This is a genomic window from Moorena sp. SIOASIH, from assembly GCF_010671925.1.
GTDB lineage: Bacteria > Cyanobacteriota > Cyanobacteriia > Cyanobacteriales > Coleofasciculaceae > Moorena.
Map to the genome: position 1 here is coordinate 336848 of NZ_JAAHIH010000007.1, position 16563 is coordinate 353410.

A 16563-nucleotide genomic window follows, 5' to 3' on the forward strand; every position below is an offset into this window, starting at 1 on the left:
AAAGATTATCACTACTCCCGATTCCCGATTCCCGATTCCCTACTCCCTACTCCCTTTAACTGTTGCTCCAATTCTATCACTTTTCCCTGAATATCTAGGCTCCGGTATAGTTCTAAACTTTCAGTAAAAAATTGGTAAGCCCTTGCTTTAGCATTGGGTTGATTACCCTCAACACGACGCAAGTAAATTTCCCCTAAGAGCTGGCGAGCAGAGGCTTCTAGTTTCCGACGGTTGTAGTCTAGGAAAACCTGTAGGGATTCCAGAGCTAACGCTTCCGCTCGGTCAAGGTTTTCTAAGACATTTACCTCTAGGTAAGCCCGGGAGATATCTAGAATTTCTTCAGCCCTATCGACAATTTGTCCAAGGTCTGAAAGTAACCTTAAGCCCATGGTATAGTTGGTTTCAAATTGCTCAATCTGTTCCGGTAGAGTAGGATGGTTGGAGGGTAATCGGTGCAAGCGTTCTGAATAGAGTAAGCCAAGAGCGGTATAGTTGTAGGCTAGGTTGGCTTTGTAGTCGTTGGCTTGACTAATTTCGATGGCTTGACGAATACTTTGCTCCCCTTGGCTGAGTAAGTGCAGGGCTTGGGTTGTGTCTGGAGTATTTCTGGCTAGGAGGCGTTGGCTGTTACCAATTTTTCGATACCGATTCGCAATCTTTTCATTTTGACCCAGTTGTTGATTGAGATTTAGGCTTTGCTGGTAATGGTCAATGGCTTTGGTGTAATCACCTAATTCTCGATAACAATCACCTAGCCAACACCACGAATCGGCGACATCTGTTTGTAAATCCAACTGGTGATAAAGGTCACGGCTTTGTTGGTGGTATCGAATCGCTTGGTCATACTTACTCCAATCCTGATATATTCTACCAAGTTGATAGTAGGCATCAGCAATATTTGGTTGGTCATCCAGCTGCTGACGGATGGCTAAGTCTTTCAGTTCACAATCGACAGCTTGCTGATATTTGCCCCAGTCTCGATAACAATTAGCTAGCCAATACCACTGATTGGCTATATCTTGCTGTTTATCTAACTGCTGATAAAGATCACGGCTTTGTTCGTAGTATTGAATCGCTTGATCATACTGACTCCAATCTTTATAAATTCTACCAAGTTGATAGTAGGCATCAGCAATATTTGGTTGGTCATCCAGCTGCTGACGGATGGCTAAGTCTTTGAGTTCGCAATCGACCGCTTGCTGATATTTACTGGATAGTCGATAACAATCAGCTAGCCAATACCACTGATTGGCGACATTTTTTTGTAAATCCAACTGGTGATAAAGGTCACGGCTTTGTTGGTGGTATGGGATCGCTTGATCATACTTACCCCAATCTTGATATATTCTACCGAGTTGATAGTAAGCTAATGCTATATCTGATTGCTCATCAAGCTGCTCACGGATGGCTAAGTCTTTGAGCTGACAATCAACAGCTTGCTGATATTTGCCCCAATCTCTATAACAAACAACTAGATTATACCACTGATTGGCTACATTCTTTTGTTTATCCAACTGGTGATAAAGGTCACGGCTTTGTTCGTGATATGCGATCGCTTGGTCATACTTACCCCAACCTTGATAAATGTAACCTAGCCTAGAGTAGGCACTTGCTACACCTGGTTGGTCATCAAGCTGGTCACGGATGGCTAAGGTTTTGAGTTGACAATCAACAGCTTGCTGATATTTGCCCCAATCTCTATAACAATCAGCCAGCCAGGACCACAAACTGGTTACATTATTCTGTTTATCTAATTGCTGATTGAGGTCAAGGCTTTGTTGGTGGTATGCGATCGCATCTTCATACTTACCCCAATCTTGATATATTCTACCGAGTTGATAGTAAGCTAATGCTATATCTGATTGCTCATCAAGCTGCTCACGGATGGCTAAGTCTTTGAGCTGACAATCAACAGCTTGCTGATATTTGCCCCAATCTCTATAACAAACAACTAGATTATACCACTGATTGGCTACATTCTTTTGTTTATCCAACTGGTGATAAAGGTCACGGCTTTGTTCGTGATATGCGATCGCTTGGTCATACTTACCCCAACCTTGATAAATGTAACCTAGCCTAGAGTAGGCACTTGCTACACCTGGTTGGTCATCAAGCTGGTCACGGATGGCTAAGGTTTTGAGTTGACAATCAACAGCTAGCTGATATTTGCCCGATTCTCGATAACAATCAGCTAGCCAATACCACAAACTGGCGACATTCTTTTGTTTATCTAACTGGTGATAAAGCTCACGGCTTTGTTGGTAGTATCGAATCGCTTGATCATACTTACCCCAATCTTGATAAATGTAGCCTAGCTCAAAGTAGGCATTTGCTATATCTGATTGGCGATCAAGCTGCTGAGAGATCGCTAAGCTTTTGAGTTGACAATCGACCGCTTGCTGATATCTGCCCCAGTCTCGATAACAAGCAGCTAGCCAATACCACTGAATGGCTACATCCTTTTGTTTATCCAACTGGTGACAAAAGTCACGGCTTTGTTGGTAGTATGGTATCGCTTCATCGTACTTACCCCAAACTTGATAGATTCTACCTAGGTTCCAGTAGGCATGTGCTATATATGATTGGTGATCAAGCTGCTGAGAGATCGCTAAGTATTTGAGTTGACAATCGACCGCTTGCTGATAGTTGCCCAATTCTCGATAACAATCAGCTAGCCAGGACCACAAATTGGCTAGATTCTTTTGGTTAGCCAACTGCTGATTGATTTCAACGCTTTCTTGGTAGAATGCGATCGCTTTATCATAGTCCTCCTTTTTCCGGTAACAGGTAGCTATTGCCCAAGCAATATAACCCTTGATCGGACTATATTGCTCTTGATTAATCTTTTCTAACATCCCAATAGCCTGATCATATTTATCTGGGCGGATATAAGACAGTGCTGTCACAAATTCTATGGCTTGTTGACTTGCCTGATCCAGAATCGGATGTTGTCTGGTTGCTTCCAGAGCTGGGGTCATCTCTTCCCCTAGATCTGTCACCAAATCGATCAGATTATTGAATAGCTTAGGCTCTGCCTGGTTAACTAGCTGTTTAACAAATTCATTTACACAACTAACTAAGGTTTCTCCAGCTTGACCACAAGCTATGTATAAACTTGCTAACTGAGTTTTTACCCATTGCTCTTCACTTAGCTTTATAGTATTAGCGACTTCCTGGAGAAACTTAATCACTTCATCCTTTTGATTAAACCTTTCAATCTCCCGTAGCCTGGTCAACAATTCCTTAATCGTTTCATATTCAAAGTCTTCATCTAACCCCAAGTAAGTCGAGACCAACTGCTGAATCACCCTAGCTCGAATCTTGCTGTTGACATCAACATCCGCCAAAACTTGACCAGCAAACAGTAAATCCTGCAATACCGATGGTGACTCCTGATATGAAACTGTTGAATCTTCCCCTAATACTGGCCACACTAAAACCACATCCTTTGATGAGGTTTTTATAAGCTTAATTTCCCCATAGTCAATCCTAGGCTGATAGTCGTCTAAGGGTTTAAACAACTTTGGAACTAACTTATTAATCCGTCTGGGATTCTGACTCCCCAAATACCCTAAGGCTAACAAAATTGGTTCATGCCAACGGGCTTCATATCGATGGGAATTAATAATATCGAGAATCTCACTAACATCATTATCAGCAATATACCGAGCGGCAAAATACTCCTCAAAGGTCAGATGCATAAACCCATAACTACCAGGGGCACGTTCCACAAACAAACCGGTTGTTTCCCTGACCCTCAGCAAAAAATCATTGATTTGCCACTGCACGCTCTGGGAATCTGGGTCTTCATCATTCAACTCCCCATGGATTTCGGCTAGTTTTTCCCTAACCTCTGGTTCACTGACTAATCCCGAGGGTTTGTGTTCATGCATCCAGTCAGCCAAGGGAGCCAACAGTGCCATCACCTGACTTTCTTTGAGCACTACGGTCTCAACACCAGGCAATTTTTTGCTCAATTGCCAATCTTCGGTCAAGGTCTGGACGGCTAATTCATAGAGTTTTACCCGTTGATTGGGCAAGCGAGAGCCATTGCGGTGAATTAATGCCAAAATCGTTAACAATAAGGGATTGCCAGTCATACGCTTGACTCCCTCACTGGCTGCGATCGCTTCCTTAAGTTCCCCACTTTGATGATCGGCTTCCTGCTGCCAATAGTGCTGACTGGCATCCGGCCTTTGAGCTTTCTCTACCGCTAGACACCATCGGTCCAGAAACCGCTCCACCTGTTCCGGTTCCATCTCAGTAATGGTGAAATGGGAAAACCGTTGGCTTAATTTAACCTCCCGATAGCCAGCAATCCGGCTAGTAATCACAAACTTGTTATTGGGGAAATCATTAACAAACCCTTCAATTTTGTCAACTATCTGCTGGCGTACTTGCTGATTAAACACTTCATCCAAGCCATCCAACAGCACCAGACACATACCACTATAAAGTTTGTGACACAAATGCTCAAAAATGGTTGTATCAGTGTCTTGCTCAGTCTGATTTGTAAATTCAGTTTGCCACTGCTCAGAGAATTCCCTAAGAAACTGTTGCAAGCTCAAGTCGGATTGGGTTGCCAACCGTTCCGCATAGTCAGCAATCCGAAAGAAAACTGGTAAGCGAGTTTGCCCCAAATTCTCCTTAGCCTCCCCTGCCAATACCGTTTCCTGGTTATCCCGTTGAGCGGTGGCAAAATGGAGCGCTAGATATTTCAGAAGGGTAGTTTTGCCAGCACCAGGGTCTCCCAAAATCACGCTATACTGACTATCCTGTATGGCTTTGGCTAAATCAACCTTTTCCGGAATAGTTTTAGTACTGCTAGAACTATCGATATCCTGAGTTATCCTTTCAAACTGATCTACCCGAATCGAAGGGCTAGATAAATTAGCTTTAGATAAATGCCTAGCATCGGAGGTATCAACCACCAGCTTCTGACGTTCAGCCTTGAGGGAAATATAGACCTGATCGAGGAAAATATCCACTTGGCGCTGCACCTGCATCACGCCACTAAACTTAAGATAAGAATTCTGGGCAATTAACCACTCCAGATAGGGATAAAATAACCGTGCCAGGGGGGGATGGGTTTCAAATTCCACAATCTGCTCCCGCCAATCCCAGAAATCCGGAGCCCGGAGGCGAAACTCATCCAAAAATTGGGGTTTATTGAGCCAAAACATCAATACCATGTCTCGCTCAAACAGGGATTCTCTACCGACATTCAGTCGTTTTAGTTCATTGATGCGACGAGGTATCTCCAACTGCTCAATCCCGAAGGCCATGATCAGAGGACGACTGGGAGCAGGAGTGTTGACAGAGGTCTCTTGATCGAGGGGATTAAGACGGTAGAGAAAATTAATTAAAGACTCGTCACTATAGAAACAGTTGCGAACCTGAAACCCTTGGTCACTCAAGGCTTCTTGACTAACAAAAGAGTTCAACTGCTCCACCACCGGATGGTTGGGACCACTTTCGGGAGCAATAGCAAAAATAATGGTGGTGCCACTGGATAGTTCTAGAGTGGTGACTAAGCTATCCAGCTCATCATAGTCAGCAGGCGTCAATGGGTCAGGGGCTGTTTCCATAGGTGAGTAGTGAGTGAGAGAGGGAAGATGGGGAGATGGGGAGTGTGGGAGCGAGGATTAGTATTCACAAAAATCGTTAATTTATTGGATTGATGAGGTTGAGAAGAGTACCTCATAATACATGCAAGAAACGCTATCAATTCTCAATTCTAAATTCTCAATTCTAAATTCTCAATTCCCTATTACCCATTATCATCGCGACTACTCAGAAATTGCCTTTCTGAAAAACCTCATTGCCTCAACTGTAGACGCCATTACTACAGACCTAGTTAACAACTCCATATCTAGGTCTGGTAACACCTCTGAGGTATAAATTCGTTCGTAACCGTCTGCTCTGAGATGATGTAAGGTAAATAGACCATCTTCCCAGAACCAGACTTCAGGTACACCCAACTCCCGATAGCGATTGAGTTTGGAGAGATTACCACTGGTAAAAACCACTTCGATAGATAAGTCTGGAATTTTCTTTGGCTTTCCGATACAATAAGACTCATCCGCTTGTGCTGAGGCTACCCCTGGTTTTTCTTGGGTAAAGCTTCCTGTAGGGGTGAACTCAATTCCCTTTTCTTCAAAGTAGATAGCTAACAGAATCCCGATCAAGCGGCTAAAGGTTTCGTGGTCTTGAGAAACTGCCAAGATTTCTACTTCTCCTCTGTAGTAGAATAACCGTATTCCTGGTGAATCGACAAAGCTCTGTTCCAGTAATTTGAATTGTTGCCAATTCATCCCAGAGTGAATCAGCCGTTGGTCTTTTGGTTTTGAGAGTGTCTGTGTCATTGCTTCCATTCCCGATTACCAATGCCCTTCCCCCCTTTTTAAGCAGGGCTGCTTTATTCTAACAAAACCCAAAACCTAGACCATCAGCTGATAGCTGAATGCTTACCTGAAACCTAAGAACTAACGGCTGAATTCTGACTAGCTTGCCACTGTTCCAAGTCTTCGATAATCATTGGATGCACATCAAACCAGGTATGGTCACCGTAATACCCTAAGACATACTTATTTTGTAAAAGTTCATCACAAATAACCACTTCCCCTTGCTTGGGCAAATGATGGGTATTGGTAGTTAAGCGACCAGTTTGGTGAACAGCAGCCAATTCCGGAAAATGATAGTCATTGATGGTATAGGCTTTGCGTTCTTCTTGAATCGCCTCCTTAGCAATGGTTGTGTCTACATATTCCTTTTTTTTCTTCAGGGCGACCTGACAAGCCCCCCGCGCTAGTCGGATTAAATCCCGGATCACACCACCACTCTTTTCAGATAATAGCTCTAGGGCATCGGGAGTGAATAGGTCTGTTTCGTTAATTTTAGCTAATCGTTTGGTAATCACAGACTTCAAGATATCTCGACCAAGTTTGTTAGGGGTTGAGGTGGGACGAGAATTGCGATCGCGTAGCGTGGCCGTAGGCCAATCGCATTCAAATACAGGCAAATTATACAAATCCAAACATTGGAAGCTTTCCATGGGTTGCCGAAAGCTAGGGGAATATCGTAAGGAAATTGGAATGGTGTAGATAATATGACACTCTAATTCTGTCAGCAGCGGACTAGCAAACATTTCCAGAGCAGTTCTCAAATCATGGCGATCGAGACCATCTACAATCACTAATAATTTTTGCTTACGATCTTTCTCAGCAGCTTTAATAATATCGTTAACTCGATCAATGATGTCACTAACAGCAGGGCGAATGTTAAGGGTTTTGGTCATATCCCGAGTTAATCCCCGTTTCAGAATTAACCCCAATTTTTTCAAAACCTCTGGTAACTCTAACTGTTCAGTATCTGTTTCTTTATCTTGATAAATAACAGTTGTCAGGCTATTTTCTAAATCATCCAGTAAGCGCTGATCCCGATTTGACCACCAGCCTGGTTTAATGGCTTGGCGACAAACTTCCATCCCAATCAACACCACCACCTCAGCATAACCAATGTTATAGCGGTCGAGAGCTGTTGCCGTATCAACCCAGATTACGGCATAGTTTTCTGCTAGCTCCTGTTCAATTCGTCGCAATTCCGTTGTTTTTCCACTGCCCCGATGACCGGCTAATAAAAACTTAGCTGGCTGATCTTCCATTTCCAGAATAGCGATTAAATTTTCTACTGGACTATCCGTGCGCTGGACATAAAAGTCTCTGATTTCCTCTCGCGTCGTCAGGGGTTGCTCTGGGTTAAACAGTTGGTAAGCTGGTTTCCAATACTTGGCGTTGCTCATCGTTAAGGGGAATAGGGAGTAGGGAACAGGGAACAGGGAACAGGGAACAGGGAATAAAATTTAGATTTAGATCATAACTATAATATTAAGCAGTCAGCGGTCAGCGGTCAGCGGTCAGCGGTCAGCGGTCAGCGGTCAGCGGTTAGTCGTCAGTTGTCAGCCTAATGCCTAATGCCTAATGCTTACAATAAAAATTGTGCGCATTAGCTGATAGCTGATAGCTTACGACTGACCGCTGATAGCTTACGATTCCCCTAGCACTATCATGGTCTATTATCTCAAAGATAAGTATATTATTTTACTTACGGCTTTTGGCTTTAAGCGTGTTTTTGGTACGGAAGAAAATAAAGCACTACTTATTGATTTTTTAAATACCCTTTTACCACCTCATCATGAAATTGAAGATGTCACATTCAAAAATACAGACAAGGTAATTTTTGAAATCTACTGTCAAGCCAAAACTGGGGAAAGCTTTATTGTTCAACTTCAAAAAGCTAACCATAATTTCTTTAATGATAGAAGTGCTTACTATTCCACATTTCCGCTCCAAGAACAAGCGCAAAAAGGCGATTGTAATTATCAGTTAAAGGCGGTTTATACTGTCGGGGTCTTAGATTTTGTTTTTGACGACCATAGACATGATGAGACAATCCTACATACTGTGGAGCTAAAAAATCAGGATTGTCAGGTATTTTATGACAAACTCAAATTCCTGTATATTGAGTTACCCAAGTTTACGAAAACCCTAGACCAGTTAGAGACGCATTTTGATAAATGGCTGTTTGTCCTGAAAAATCTCTCAGAATTAAACACTCGCCCTCAACCTTTTCAAGAGTCGGTATTTAATCAACTGTTTGACGTGGCAGAAATTGCGAATTTTTCTCGCACTGAACAGGATAACTACCAAAACAGTCTCAAATATTACCGGGATATGAATAATATTGTCGAGACTTCTAGACAAGAAGGGTTGCTACAAGGTCGCGAAGAAGGTTTACAAGAAGGTAGAGAAGAAGGGCTCAAACAAGGTCGAGAAGAAGGAGCACAACGAGAACGAGCACTGATCCTCCGTCTGCTATCCCGTAGCTTAGGAGAAATACCGAGTGAACTGCAACAGCAAATTCGTCAACTGTCACTGGACCAGTTGGAAGGGTTGAGTGAAGCGTTGTTAGATTTTTATAATGTTGATGATTTAAGGGCTTGGTTGAATCAAACTCAAGAGTGAAAAGCTTCTGGAAAATAGTCAGCTATCAGCCGTAAGCTATCAGCCGTAAGCTTAAAATAAACATCAAATAGGATAATTTAAAGTCTGGGGAAAAGCTTATCAACTTTGTGATACAGGCTTCGACCCTGGGACCCATAACCTGAAAGCTGAAAGCTGATAGCTGAAAGCTGAAAGCTGATAGCTGATAGCTGATAGCTGATAGCTGACCCCTGACCGCTTATATTAAAACATATCTGACATCCAAGGCTCAGATCCAGAAAACAATAATGTCGCTACCGACAACGCTTCCTTTGTAGCTTTCAAATAACCTGTAAGTTCCAGTTGTCTAGGGCTAAATAAACCAGTATACAAAGAAGCTAAGCCCCGGATACTAATTTGAAGATCCCCATTACCTCCTGGAGTAACTTCACCTTGCCCTTCATGAACACGTAAACGGAATCTACCGTTATTAGCCTCAATCAAATCATCATCAACTTCCAAGTGTAATTCCCCATCGATTCCTACCGGATAACCTCGCTTTTCTAAGGCTTTGGGAACATCAATCACTCGTGACATCCAGTAGTATCGAGTGTCAATTTTCGCCGTTTGTTCTGGTAACAGTAACATTAACGGGTCATGGGGAGAACTATACCAATGCACCTGATCGACTAGGGAGCGATGATCAGCGATAAATGTCCAAAAACGCTTGATAGCAGCTGTGGTCAGCAATGCCCAATCGTTAACCGTAATCCGAAGCCCGTGATCGTCTTCCTGTTGAGTAAAAATAACGTAACCTTCCGGTATAGTTTCTGAACCAATCAGATAGCTATAGATAGTTTCTTCTGGTTTTGCTAGTATTGGTTTCACCAGATTTTCCCAGATAGCGTGATGGCGGTCTAAATTCCCATTATTGGCTTGAGCTTGTTGGTGATAGATCTCCTCGAAGATCTGGTAATTCTCTGGCTCGACTCGATGCATGGGAAGATTGCGTTCGCGAAGCGTGGCCGTAGGCCGTTCGCATAACGAAATCGTTTTGGTAGACAATTTCCACAGGCAACGGTTTCCTGCCCGTTCATAGCCTACTTTCCGGTATAGGGCGTCAGTAGAAGCATTTGACACTCCCCGCCCTGGAAGGACGGGGATTCTTGCTTCAACGGGGTGACTTGTTTAACCAGGCCGGAGCCAGGAAAAATAGAGGTCTCCTCTCCACAAGCGTATTTGGTCTATGACCTAGGTTTCGGTGTGCCCCACCGTACCTTGTCAGCCATGCAAAGCGCGAGTGTGGGAAACCCCCGCAGGTCGGCGCTGCATCGCTTTCAAAATCTACTTAAATAGATACTTTTTTATCTAAATTTTTCATAGACGTTTAAGTCGTTAGACTAAATTACGCAATATGTATCTGATACATATTTTTTACGTTGCCTACTTATGGTTAGATAGCATCTATTTAGTTTAAAAGTTTATTATTTAGAATTATATATTAGCACACCTAGTACAAACTGTCAATAAAAAGTTAAAAAAAAAGCCGTCCTAAAAGGACGGGGCTTTAAACCCAATTTTTTTGGTAAGCTACCCCTTGACCGCGATACTCTGGCGCTACACCAACCACAGCAATTCCTGCCATCGGCACAGGTTTACCACCGTACCATTGTGCCATGGGATAAATTGCCAAATTAGCGATCGCGTAGCGTGACCTTTGGTCAATCGCATTTCCAGCTTGGCGGATCACGCGGAAGTTTTCACTACCAAGACGCTCAATGTAAGCTTCACAGTCACTTACGGAAACCCCAAAGCACTGAGATGTAATCACCCCAATCTGCTCAAGGTCTTGTGAGTTGCAAACCGGAATATAGTCCAACCCAGGTATCATATTAAAAAAGTTTGTATTACATATACTACTATAATACAAACTTCTCTTGATGGTGATCGATACCAATCGGATTTGAATCGTTAATTTGAATTCTTAACAGTGATAGTTAAGTAAGCATTCAGCCGTCAGCTAATGCGCTACGCGCACGCTACTTGAGGTGCTATCAGCTTTTAGCTATCAGCTAATGCGCTACGCGCACGCTACCCAAACAGCTTTTGAAGAAAACAGGTAACCATTTGTTTAATCTGAGTGAAGTCCTACGGTCGAAGCCTGTGCCACAAAGTTTACCGCTGACCGCTGACCGCTGATAGCTGAATGCTTACATAGTTAACTACCGATAGTAACGATAAAAAATCCCATCATGCCTGCGCCTGGGAGAATAGATTCTTACTCCCCTACGATTACGATAGTATATTTCATCGTCCCTGCGCCTGGGAGAATAGACTCGCCCACGCCCACGCCTAGGAGAATAGATGCGCACCCGTCCACGCCTAGGAGAATAGATGCGCACCCGCCCACGCCCACGCCTGGGATAATAGATTCGCCGATGCCTGCGGCGTGAACGATTCCTGTGTTTACGCCCGAATGAAGAGATGACAACGTCTAGGTTACTATCCCCAACAACGATGCGACTTTCAGCGTTAACTGGAGCCAGAGGGACTAGAGCGATCAGTCCTGTGAGAATCACAATTGAGAATTTCATCTTGCTGACCTCCTGTGGAAGAGCAATGCTATTTCAGCTAACGATAGATTAGGTAAAAGCGTCAGCTATCAGCTAAAGGCGTTTAGTCAGGTTTGTGACACCTTTTTAGTCAGGTGTTTTTGTCGAACTAAAGTCCATCCTTGATAGCTGATAACTGATCGCTCAATACTTACACAGATAGACGAAATAGACGTAGCTTAGCTAAAAGAATGTTCCCACACCCCCCTCTCTGGTGGTATTTTTATCCGGTTCCAAAGGAACGTAAGCATTCAGCTATCAGCGTGTCGCGTATCAGCTAATGCGCTACGCGCACGCTACACCGAACAGCTCATGGGCTATGCACATTCTTATTGATGAGGAAAGCATTTTGAATAAAAGAGGTAAGCATTCGAATAATGCTGAGTTAAGTCTGCTGTTTCCGTAGCTTGAGCCTTGGCCTATGGGCAGGTTACGCCAATGGCTGATGGCTGACCGCTGACCGCTGACCGCTTAATGCTTACAAAGGAACATCGCTTTTTGTTGATGACTGAGCACTAACCCTCAACCCTCAACCAAAAAGTTAAGAAGTGTGAAGTTTAGATCTAAAAGATGGTTAAAACAGTAGATAATAATCAATTTGGCAGAAAAAGGATAAAACCATGGCAGATTACCAGCACTGGGAGGAATCACTCGTCGCATCAATTATCCGTCAGGCTCAGCAAAAACTGATGTCTCCCAGGAAATTTCATGCCCTCTGCCAACAGGTGATCAAATCAACTGGTCAAAAAAAGCTATACTTTTATCCACCACCTTCCGAGTTACTGGATGTAACTAACGGGATTACCATCAAAGAGTTAAGACAATTTTTAGACAAATTAGCCAAGTATGTAAGTAGTACCTCCTCAGAAGGACACCGAGTCACACTCTACCTAAAAAGAGTGCGGCTTAGATTAGGTAGGGTAAACAAGACAGTTGTTTTAGTCAAAAAAACCAGAGTATGTCAGCACACTCCAAAATCTGTTGTAGAGGCGAAGCCTTATAGGAAAAAATTAGAGGTCAACCCCAAGGGGTTATATCCCAAGGCCATGCTATCCCAGGATTTGCCCTCCCAAGATTTGCCTAAACAACCAGCTCCAATTCACCCTGAAATGCTATCTAGAGGGGGAATGAAAGTTGAGGTAGAAATAGCTGGAGCTGGCATGGTTGGTCGGGTAGCTCGCCTGAGAATTAATGGCAAAGACCTGGCATTTAAAGCGTTTTTTGACCCAGATTTCGTCTGGCAGCATGGTCCTTGGGCGGAAATTCCGATTGGGATTAGACTGAAATATGCTCAGGTAACGAAAAACTGTGCAGAATTCTTGTTTGCTAGTCAAGATTGGATGGTATGGGAATGGATTTATCCCGATACTAATCCCCAGTTTCGGAACAATGGCATCACTTATGAACAGTTTGCCGCTCAAGAAGGTCTAACTCAACTCAATTCATTAAATATATATAATTACAATGCCTACAATATACGTCTTGATCCAGGGGGAATTCAGAAAGAATACTGGGGCAGACGCTGGCAGGATTTTTTCAGAGGAATTGTCTTTTACCTCAGAAAAGCCCACCGAGAAGGATTAAAATCCCTGACACCATACCTTTCAAAAAGAATGATTACTTACCTATTACGGCGATTAATTGTTTTAATTTCTCCTTGGAAAAGTGACTGAATTAGACGAATGATGAGATAATGAGATGATGGGATGATGGAATGATGAGATAATCGCTAGAGTAAGCCAGACAATCAAGCCAGAGAATAAGGTATAGTTGGGTTAGTACTCAATTATCTATTAGAGTCAGACTAATTAACCTGAATAAAAATCTCCCCATCTCCCCATCTCCCCATCTCCCCACACCTCCCACCCTCCCCACCCTTCCCACACTTTCATTTTTATTGACAAATAATTCCCATCTTTTCACACAAGACTTTGGTAGGATATCTATAAAAGTGTCCCTAAACGCACAACTATACATCCCACAACTATACATCTCCCTCTGCTGACTATGCTTAAGAGACTAATTGGTGATCCCAACGCACGTAAACTCAAACGGTACCAACCTGATGTTGTAGAAGTTAACCTCCTCGAAGAAGACATCCAGCACCTATCGGATGAACAACTCAGAGGCAAAACCGCAGAGTTTAAACAGCAGCTGGAGAAAGCCAACACTACTCAAGAGCGTGATGAAATTCTTGATCAAATTCTGCCAGAAGCCTTTGCTGTAGTGAGGGAAGCAGGAAAGCGAGTGCTGGGTATGCGTCACTATGATGTCCAAGTCATGGGTGGCATTGTCCTGCACAAAGGGCAAATCGCAGAGATGAAAACTGGTGAAGGAAAAACCCTGGTGGCTACTCTACCAGCTTATCTCAATGCCATCGATAGTAAAGGGGTTCACATTGTAACCGTTAACGACTACTTAGCCCGTCGGGACGCGGAATGGATGGGACAAGTTCATCGCTTCCTAGGTCTGAGTGTCGGGCTGATTCAATCGGGAATGTCCCCGGTCGAGCGGCAAAAGAACTATGCCTGTGATATAACCTATAGCACCAACAGTGAATTAGGCTTTGACTATCTCCGGGACAACATGGCCACAGCAATGTCAGATGTGGTGCAACGTCCATTTAATTATTGCATCATTGACGAAGTAGACTCAGTACTGATTGATGAGGCCCGAACCCCACTGATTATTTCTGGGCAAGTGGAGCGACCGACTGAGAAGTACATTAAGGCAGCAGAAATTGCCCGCATGCTCTATCCAGAAGATCCAGACAATCCTGAACAACTAGGACACTACGAAGTTGATGAAAAAGCCCGTAACATCTTGATGACCGATGAAGGGTTTATCGAAGCAGAGCAACTTCTAGGGGTTAAAGATTTGTACGACCCCAAAGACCCTTGGGCTCATTATATTTCCAATGCCCTCAAGGCTAAGGAACTGTTTCAGAAAGATGTCAACTATATCGTGCGGAATGGGGAAGTAGTGATTGTAGACGAGTTCACTGGCCGAGTTTTGGCAGGACGCCGGTGGAGTGATGGTCTACACCAAGCCATAGAAGCCAAGGAACGGGTAGACATTCAAAATGAAACCCAAACCCTGGCAACCATTACCTATCAGAATTTCTTCTTGCTCTATCCCAAACTCGCTGGTATGACAGGTACTGCGAAAACAGAAGAAGCAGAATTTGAAAAAATCTACAACTTGCAAGTTACCATTATTCCCACTAACAAACCCTCTAAACGTCAAGACGTTTCCGATGTGGTTTACAAGACAGAGCCAGCTAAGTGGAGGGCAGTAGCAGAAGAATGTGCTGAACTCCATGAACAAGGACGTCCGGTACTAGTGGGAACCACCAGTGTAGAAAAATCCGAGTTGTTGTCGGGTCTGTTAGCCGAAAAGGGCGTACCCCATAACCTGCTCAATGCTAAACCCGAAAATGTGGAGCGGGAATCAGAAATTGTGGCTCAGGCAGGACGGAAAGGAGCCTTGACTATTTCCACCAACATGGCCGGGCGAGGAACAGATATTATTTTGGGAGGTAATGCTGACTTCATGGCACGGCTGAAGCTACGGGAATATTTTATGCCCAAAATAGTGCAGCCCGAGGAAGACGAAGCCTTTTCCCCCATAGCGGTAACTACTGCCAAGCCTAAATCGGACGCTGTTGGGTTTGCTCCAGGAAAGAAACAGAAAAGCTGGAAGGTTAGCCCTCAGATTTTCCCTACCAAATTGTCCCGGGAAACCGAACAAATCCTAAAAGAGGCAGTAAATTTTGCAGTTGAACAGTATGGACAGCAGAGTTTACCGGAACTAGAAGCAGAAGAGAAATTAGCGATCGCTTCAGAAAATGCTCCCACCAATGACGCAGTTATTCAAAAGCTGCGGGAAGTTTATAAAGCAATTCGAGGGGAATATGACGCATTCACCACCCGAGAACATGATGAAGTGGTAGAAAAAGGTGGCCTGCACGTTGTTGGTACTGAACGTCATGAATCCCGCCGTATTGATAACCAGCTCAGAGGACGAGCTGGACGGCAAGGTGACCCCGGTTCTACCCGATTTTTCCTAAGTTTGGAAGACAATCTCCTGCGGATATTCGGAGGCGATCGCGTAGCAAGGATGATGGATATGTTCCGGGTTGAGGAAGATATGCCCATCGAATCCGGGATGCTCACCAGCTCCTTAGAAAATGCCCAGAAAAAAGTGGAAACCTTCTACTACGATACCCGGAAGCAGGTATTTGAGTATGACGAGGTAATGAACAACCAACGGCGGGCAATTTACGCAGAAAGACGGCGAGTGCTGGAAGGACTAGACCTCAAAGAACAAGTCATCCAGTATGCCGAAAAGACCATGAGTGATATTGTAGACGCCTACGTTAACCCAGAGTTACCACCAGAAGAGTGGGATTTAGAGAGCTTGGTAGGAAAGGTCAAAGAATTTGTCTACTTACTGCAAGATCTAGAACCACAGCATCTAGAAGATATGACGGTTGGGGAAATCAAAACCTTCCTCCATGAAGAAGTCCGCAAAGCCTATGATATCAAGGAAGCTCAAGTCGATCAAATCCAGCCAGGACTAATGCGGCAAGCTGAGCGATTCTTTATCTTGAATCAAATCGATAACCTCTGGCGAGAGCATTTACAATCCATGGATGCCCTGCGGGAGTCAGTGGGATTACGAGGTTATGGCCAAAAAGACCCCCTGATTGAGTATAAGCAGGAAGGCTATGAGATGTTCTTGGAAATGATGATCGATATCCGCCGCAATGTGGTCTACTCCCTGTTCCAGTTCCAGCCACAAATGCAACCACAAGCAGTGTAATGCCTTATGTAGAATTAAGAATGTAGAATGTAGAATGCAGAATTAAGAATGCAGAATTAAGAATGTAAAATGTAGAATGTAGAATGTAGAATGTAGAATGCAGAATTAAGAATGTAGAATGCAGAATTAAGAATGTAGAATGTAGA

The 16563-nt window shown here is 43.7% G+C and carries 10 protein-coding genes; 3 read left to right on the plus strand and 7 right to left on the minus strand.

All coding sequences use genetic code 11. The features are described 5' to 3' along the window. Positions 1-11: 11 nt before the first annotated feature. The 3 genes from F6J90_RS37605 to F6J90_RS37615 form a co-directional block, all read right to left on the minus strand. Entirely contained in the window at positions 12-5588 is a 5577-nt protein-coding gene (locus F6J90_RS37605) for a tetratricopeptide repeat protein (RefSeq protein ID WP_293106233.1), read from the minus strand. A 201-nt stretch (positions 5589-5789) separates the two neighbouring features. Next, positions 5790-6365 carry a Uma2 family endonuclease gene (locus F6J90_RS37610; protein ID WP_044492501.1) on the minus strand — a complete coding sequence of 192 codons (576 nt, stop codon included), beginning with the start codon at positions 6363-6365 and terminating at the stop codon, positions 5790-5792. Between the two features lie 113 nt (positions 6366-6478). Beyond that, on the minus strand, positions 6479-7801 hold the full coding sequence (locus tag F6J90_RS37615; protein ID WP_293106237.1) for a P-loop NTPase fold protein: 1323 nt from the start codon (positions 7799-7801) through the stop codon (positions 6479-6481). Between the two features lie 265 nt (positions 7802-8066). Here F6J90_RS37615 and F6J90_RS37620 point away from each other — a divergent pair, with 265 nt between their 5' ends. After that, positions 8067-9023, plus strand: a complete 957-nt coding sequence (locus tag F6J90_RS37620) for an Rpn family recombination-promoting nuclease/putative transposase (protein ID WP_293106239.1) — start codon at positions 8067-8069, stop codon at positions 9021-9023. 222 nt (positions 9024-9245) lie between these two features. Here the strand turns inward: F6J90_RS37620 and F6J90_RS37625 are convergent, their stop codons facing one another. From F6J90_RS37625 to F6J90_RS37635, 3 genes are all read right to left on the minus strand, one after another. Then, positions 9246-10121, minus strand: coding sequence for a sterol carrier protein domain-containing protein (locus F6J90_RS37625; protein ID WP_293106242.1), 876 nt, complete (start codon positions 10119-10121; stop codon positions 9246-9248). A gap of 427 nt (positions 10122-10548) precedes the next feature. Next, on the minus strand, positions 10549-10872 hold the full coding sequence (locus F6J90_RS37630) for a GNAT family N-acetyltransferase (RefSeq protein WP_293106245.1): 324 nt from the start codon (positions 10870-10872) through the stop codon (positions 10549-10551). A gap of 331 nt (positions 10873-11203) precedes the next feature. Then, a complete protein-coding gene (locus F6J90_RS37635; RefSeq protein ID WP_293106247.1) occupies positions 11204-11575 on the minus strand; it encodes a hypothetical protein in 372 nt (123 codons plus the stop codon). A 638-nt stretch (positions 11576-12213) separates the two neighbouring features. Between F6J90_RS37635 and F6J90_RS37640 the strand changes: the two genes are divergently transcribed. Further along, positions 12214-13266: a hypothetical protein gene (locus tag F6J90_RS37640; protein ID WP_293106250.1), complete on the plus strand. Its 1053-nt coding sequence runs from the start codon at positions 12214-12216 to the stop codon at positions 13264-13266. 109 nt (positions 13267-13375) lie between these two features. Here F6J90_RS37640 and F6J90_RS37645 read toward each other — a convergent pair whose 3' ends face one another. Continuing rightward, complete coding sequence (locus F6J90_RS37645; protein WP_293106253.1) at positions 13376-13516, minus strand: hypothetical protein; 141 nt, start codon at positions 13514-13516, stop codon at positions 13376-13378. 84 nt (positions 13517-13600) lie between these two features. Here F6J90_RS37645 and secA point away from each other — a divergent pair, with 84 nt between their 5' ends. Next, the gene (gene secA, locus F6J90_RS37650) at positions 13601-16417 is read left to right on the plus strand and encodes a preprotein translocase subunit SecA (protein WP_293106255.1); all 2817 of its coding nucleotides are present in this window, start codon (positions 13601-13603) and stop codon (positions 16415-16417) included. Positions 16418-16563: the final 146 nt, after the last annotated feature.

Coding starts and splice junctions, on each gene's coding strand:
- secA (WP_293106255.1), top strand. CDS start 13,601: ATGCTTAAGAGACTAATTGGTGATCCCAACGCACGTAAACTCAAACGG.
- F6J90_RS37630 (WP_293106245.1), bottom strand. CDS start 10,872: ATGATACCTGGGTTGGACTATATTCCGGTTTGCAACTCACAAGACCTT.
- F6J90_RS37640 (WP_293106250.1), top strand. CDS start 12,214: ATGGCAGATTACCAGCACTGGGAGGAATCACTCGTCGCATCAATTATC.
- F6J90_RS37635 (WP_293106247.1), bottom strand. CDS start 11,575: ATGAAATTCTCAATTGTGATTCTCACAGGACTGATCGCTCTAGTCCCT.
- F6J90_RS37610 (WP_044492501.1), bottom strand. CDS start 6,365: ATGACACAGACACTCTCAAAACCAAAAGACCAACGGCTGATTCACTCT.
- F6J90_RS37620 (WP_293106239.1), top strand. CDS start 8,067: ATGGTCTATTATCTCAAAGATAAGTATATTATTTTACTTACGGCTTTT.
- F6J90_RS37615 (WP_293106237.1), bottom strand. CDS start 7,801: ATGAGCAACGCCAAGTATTGGAAACCAGCTTACCAACTGTTTAACCCA.
- F6J90_RS37605 (WP_293106233.1), bottom strand. CDS start 5,588: ATGGAAACAGCCCCTGACCCATTGACGCCTGCTGACTATGATGAGCTG.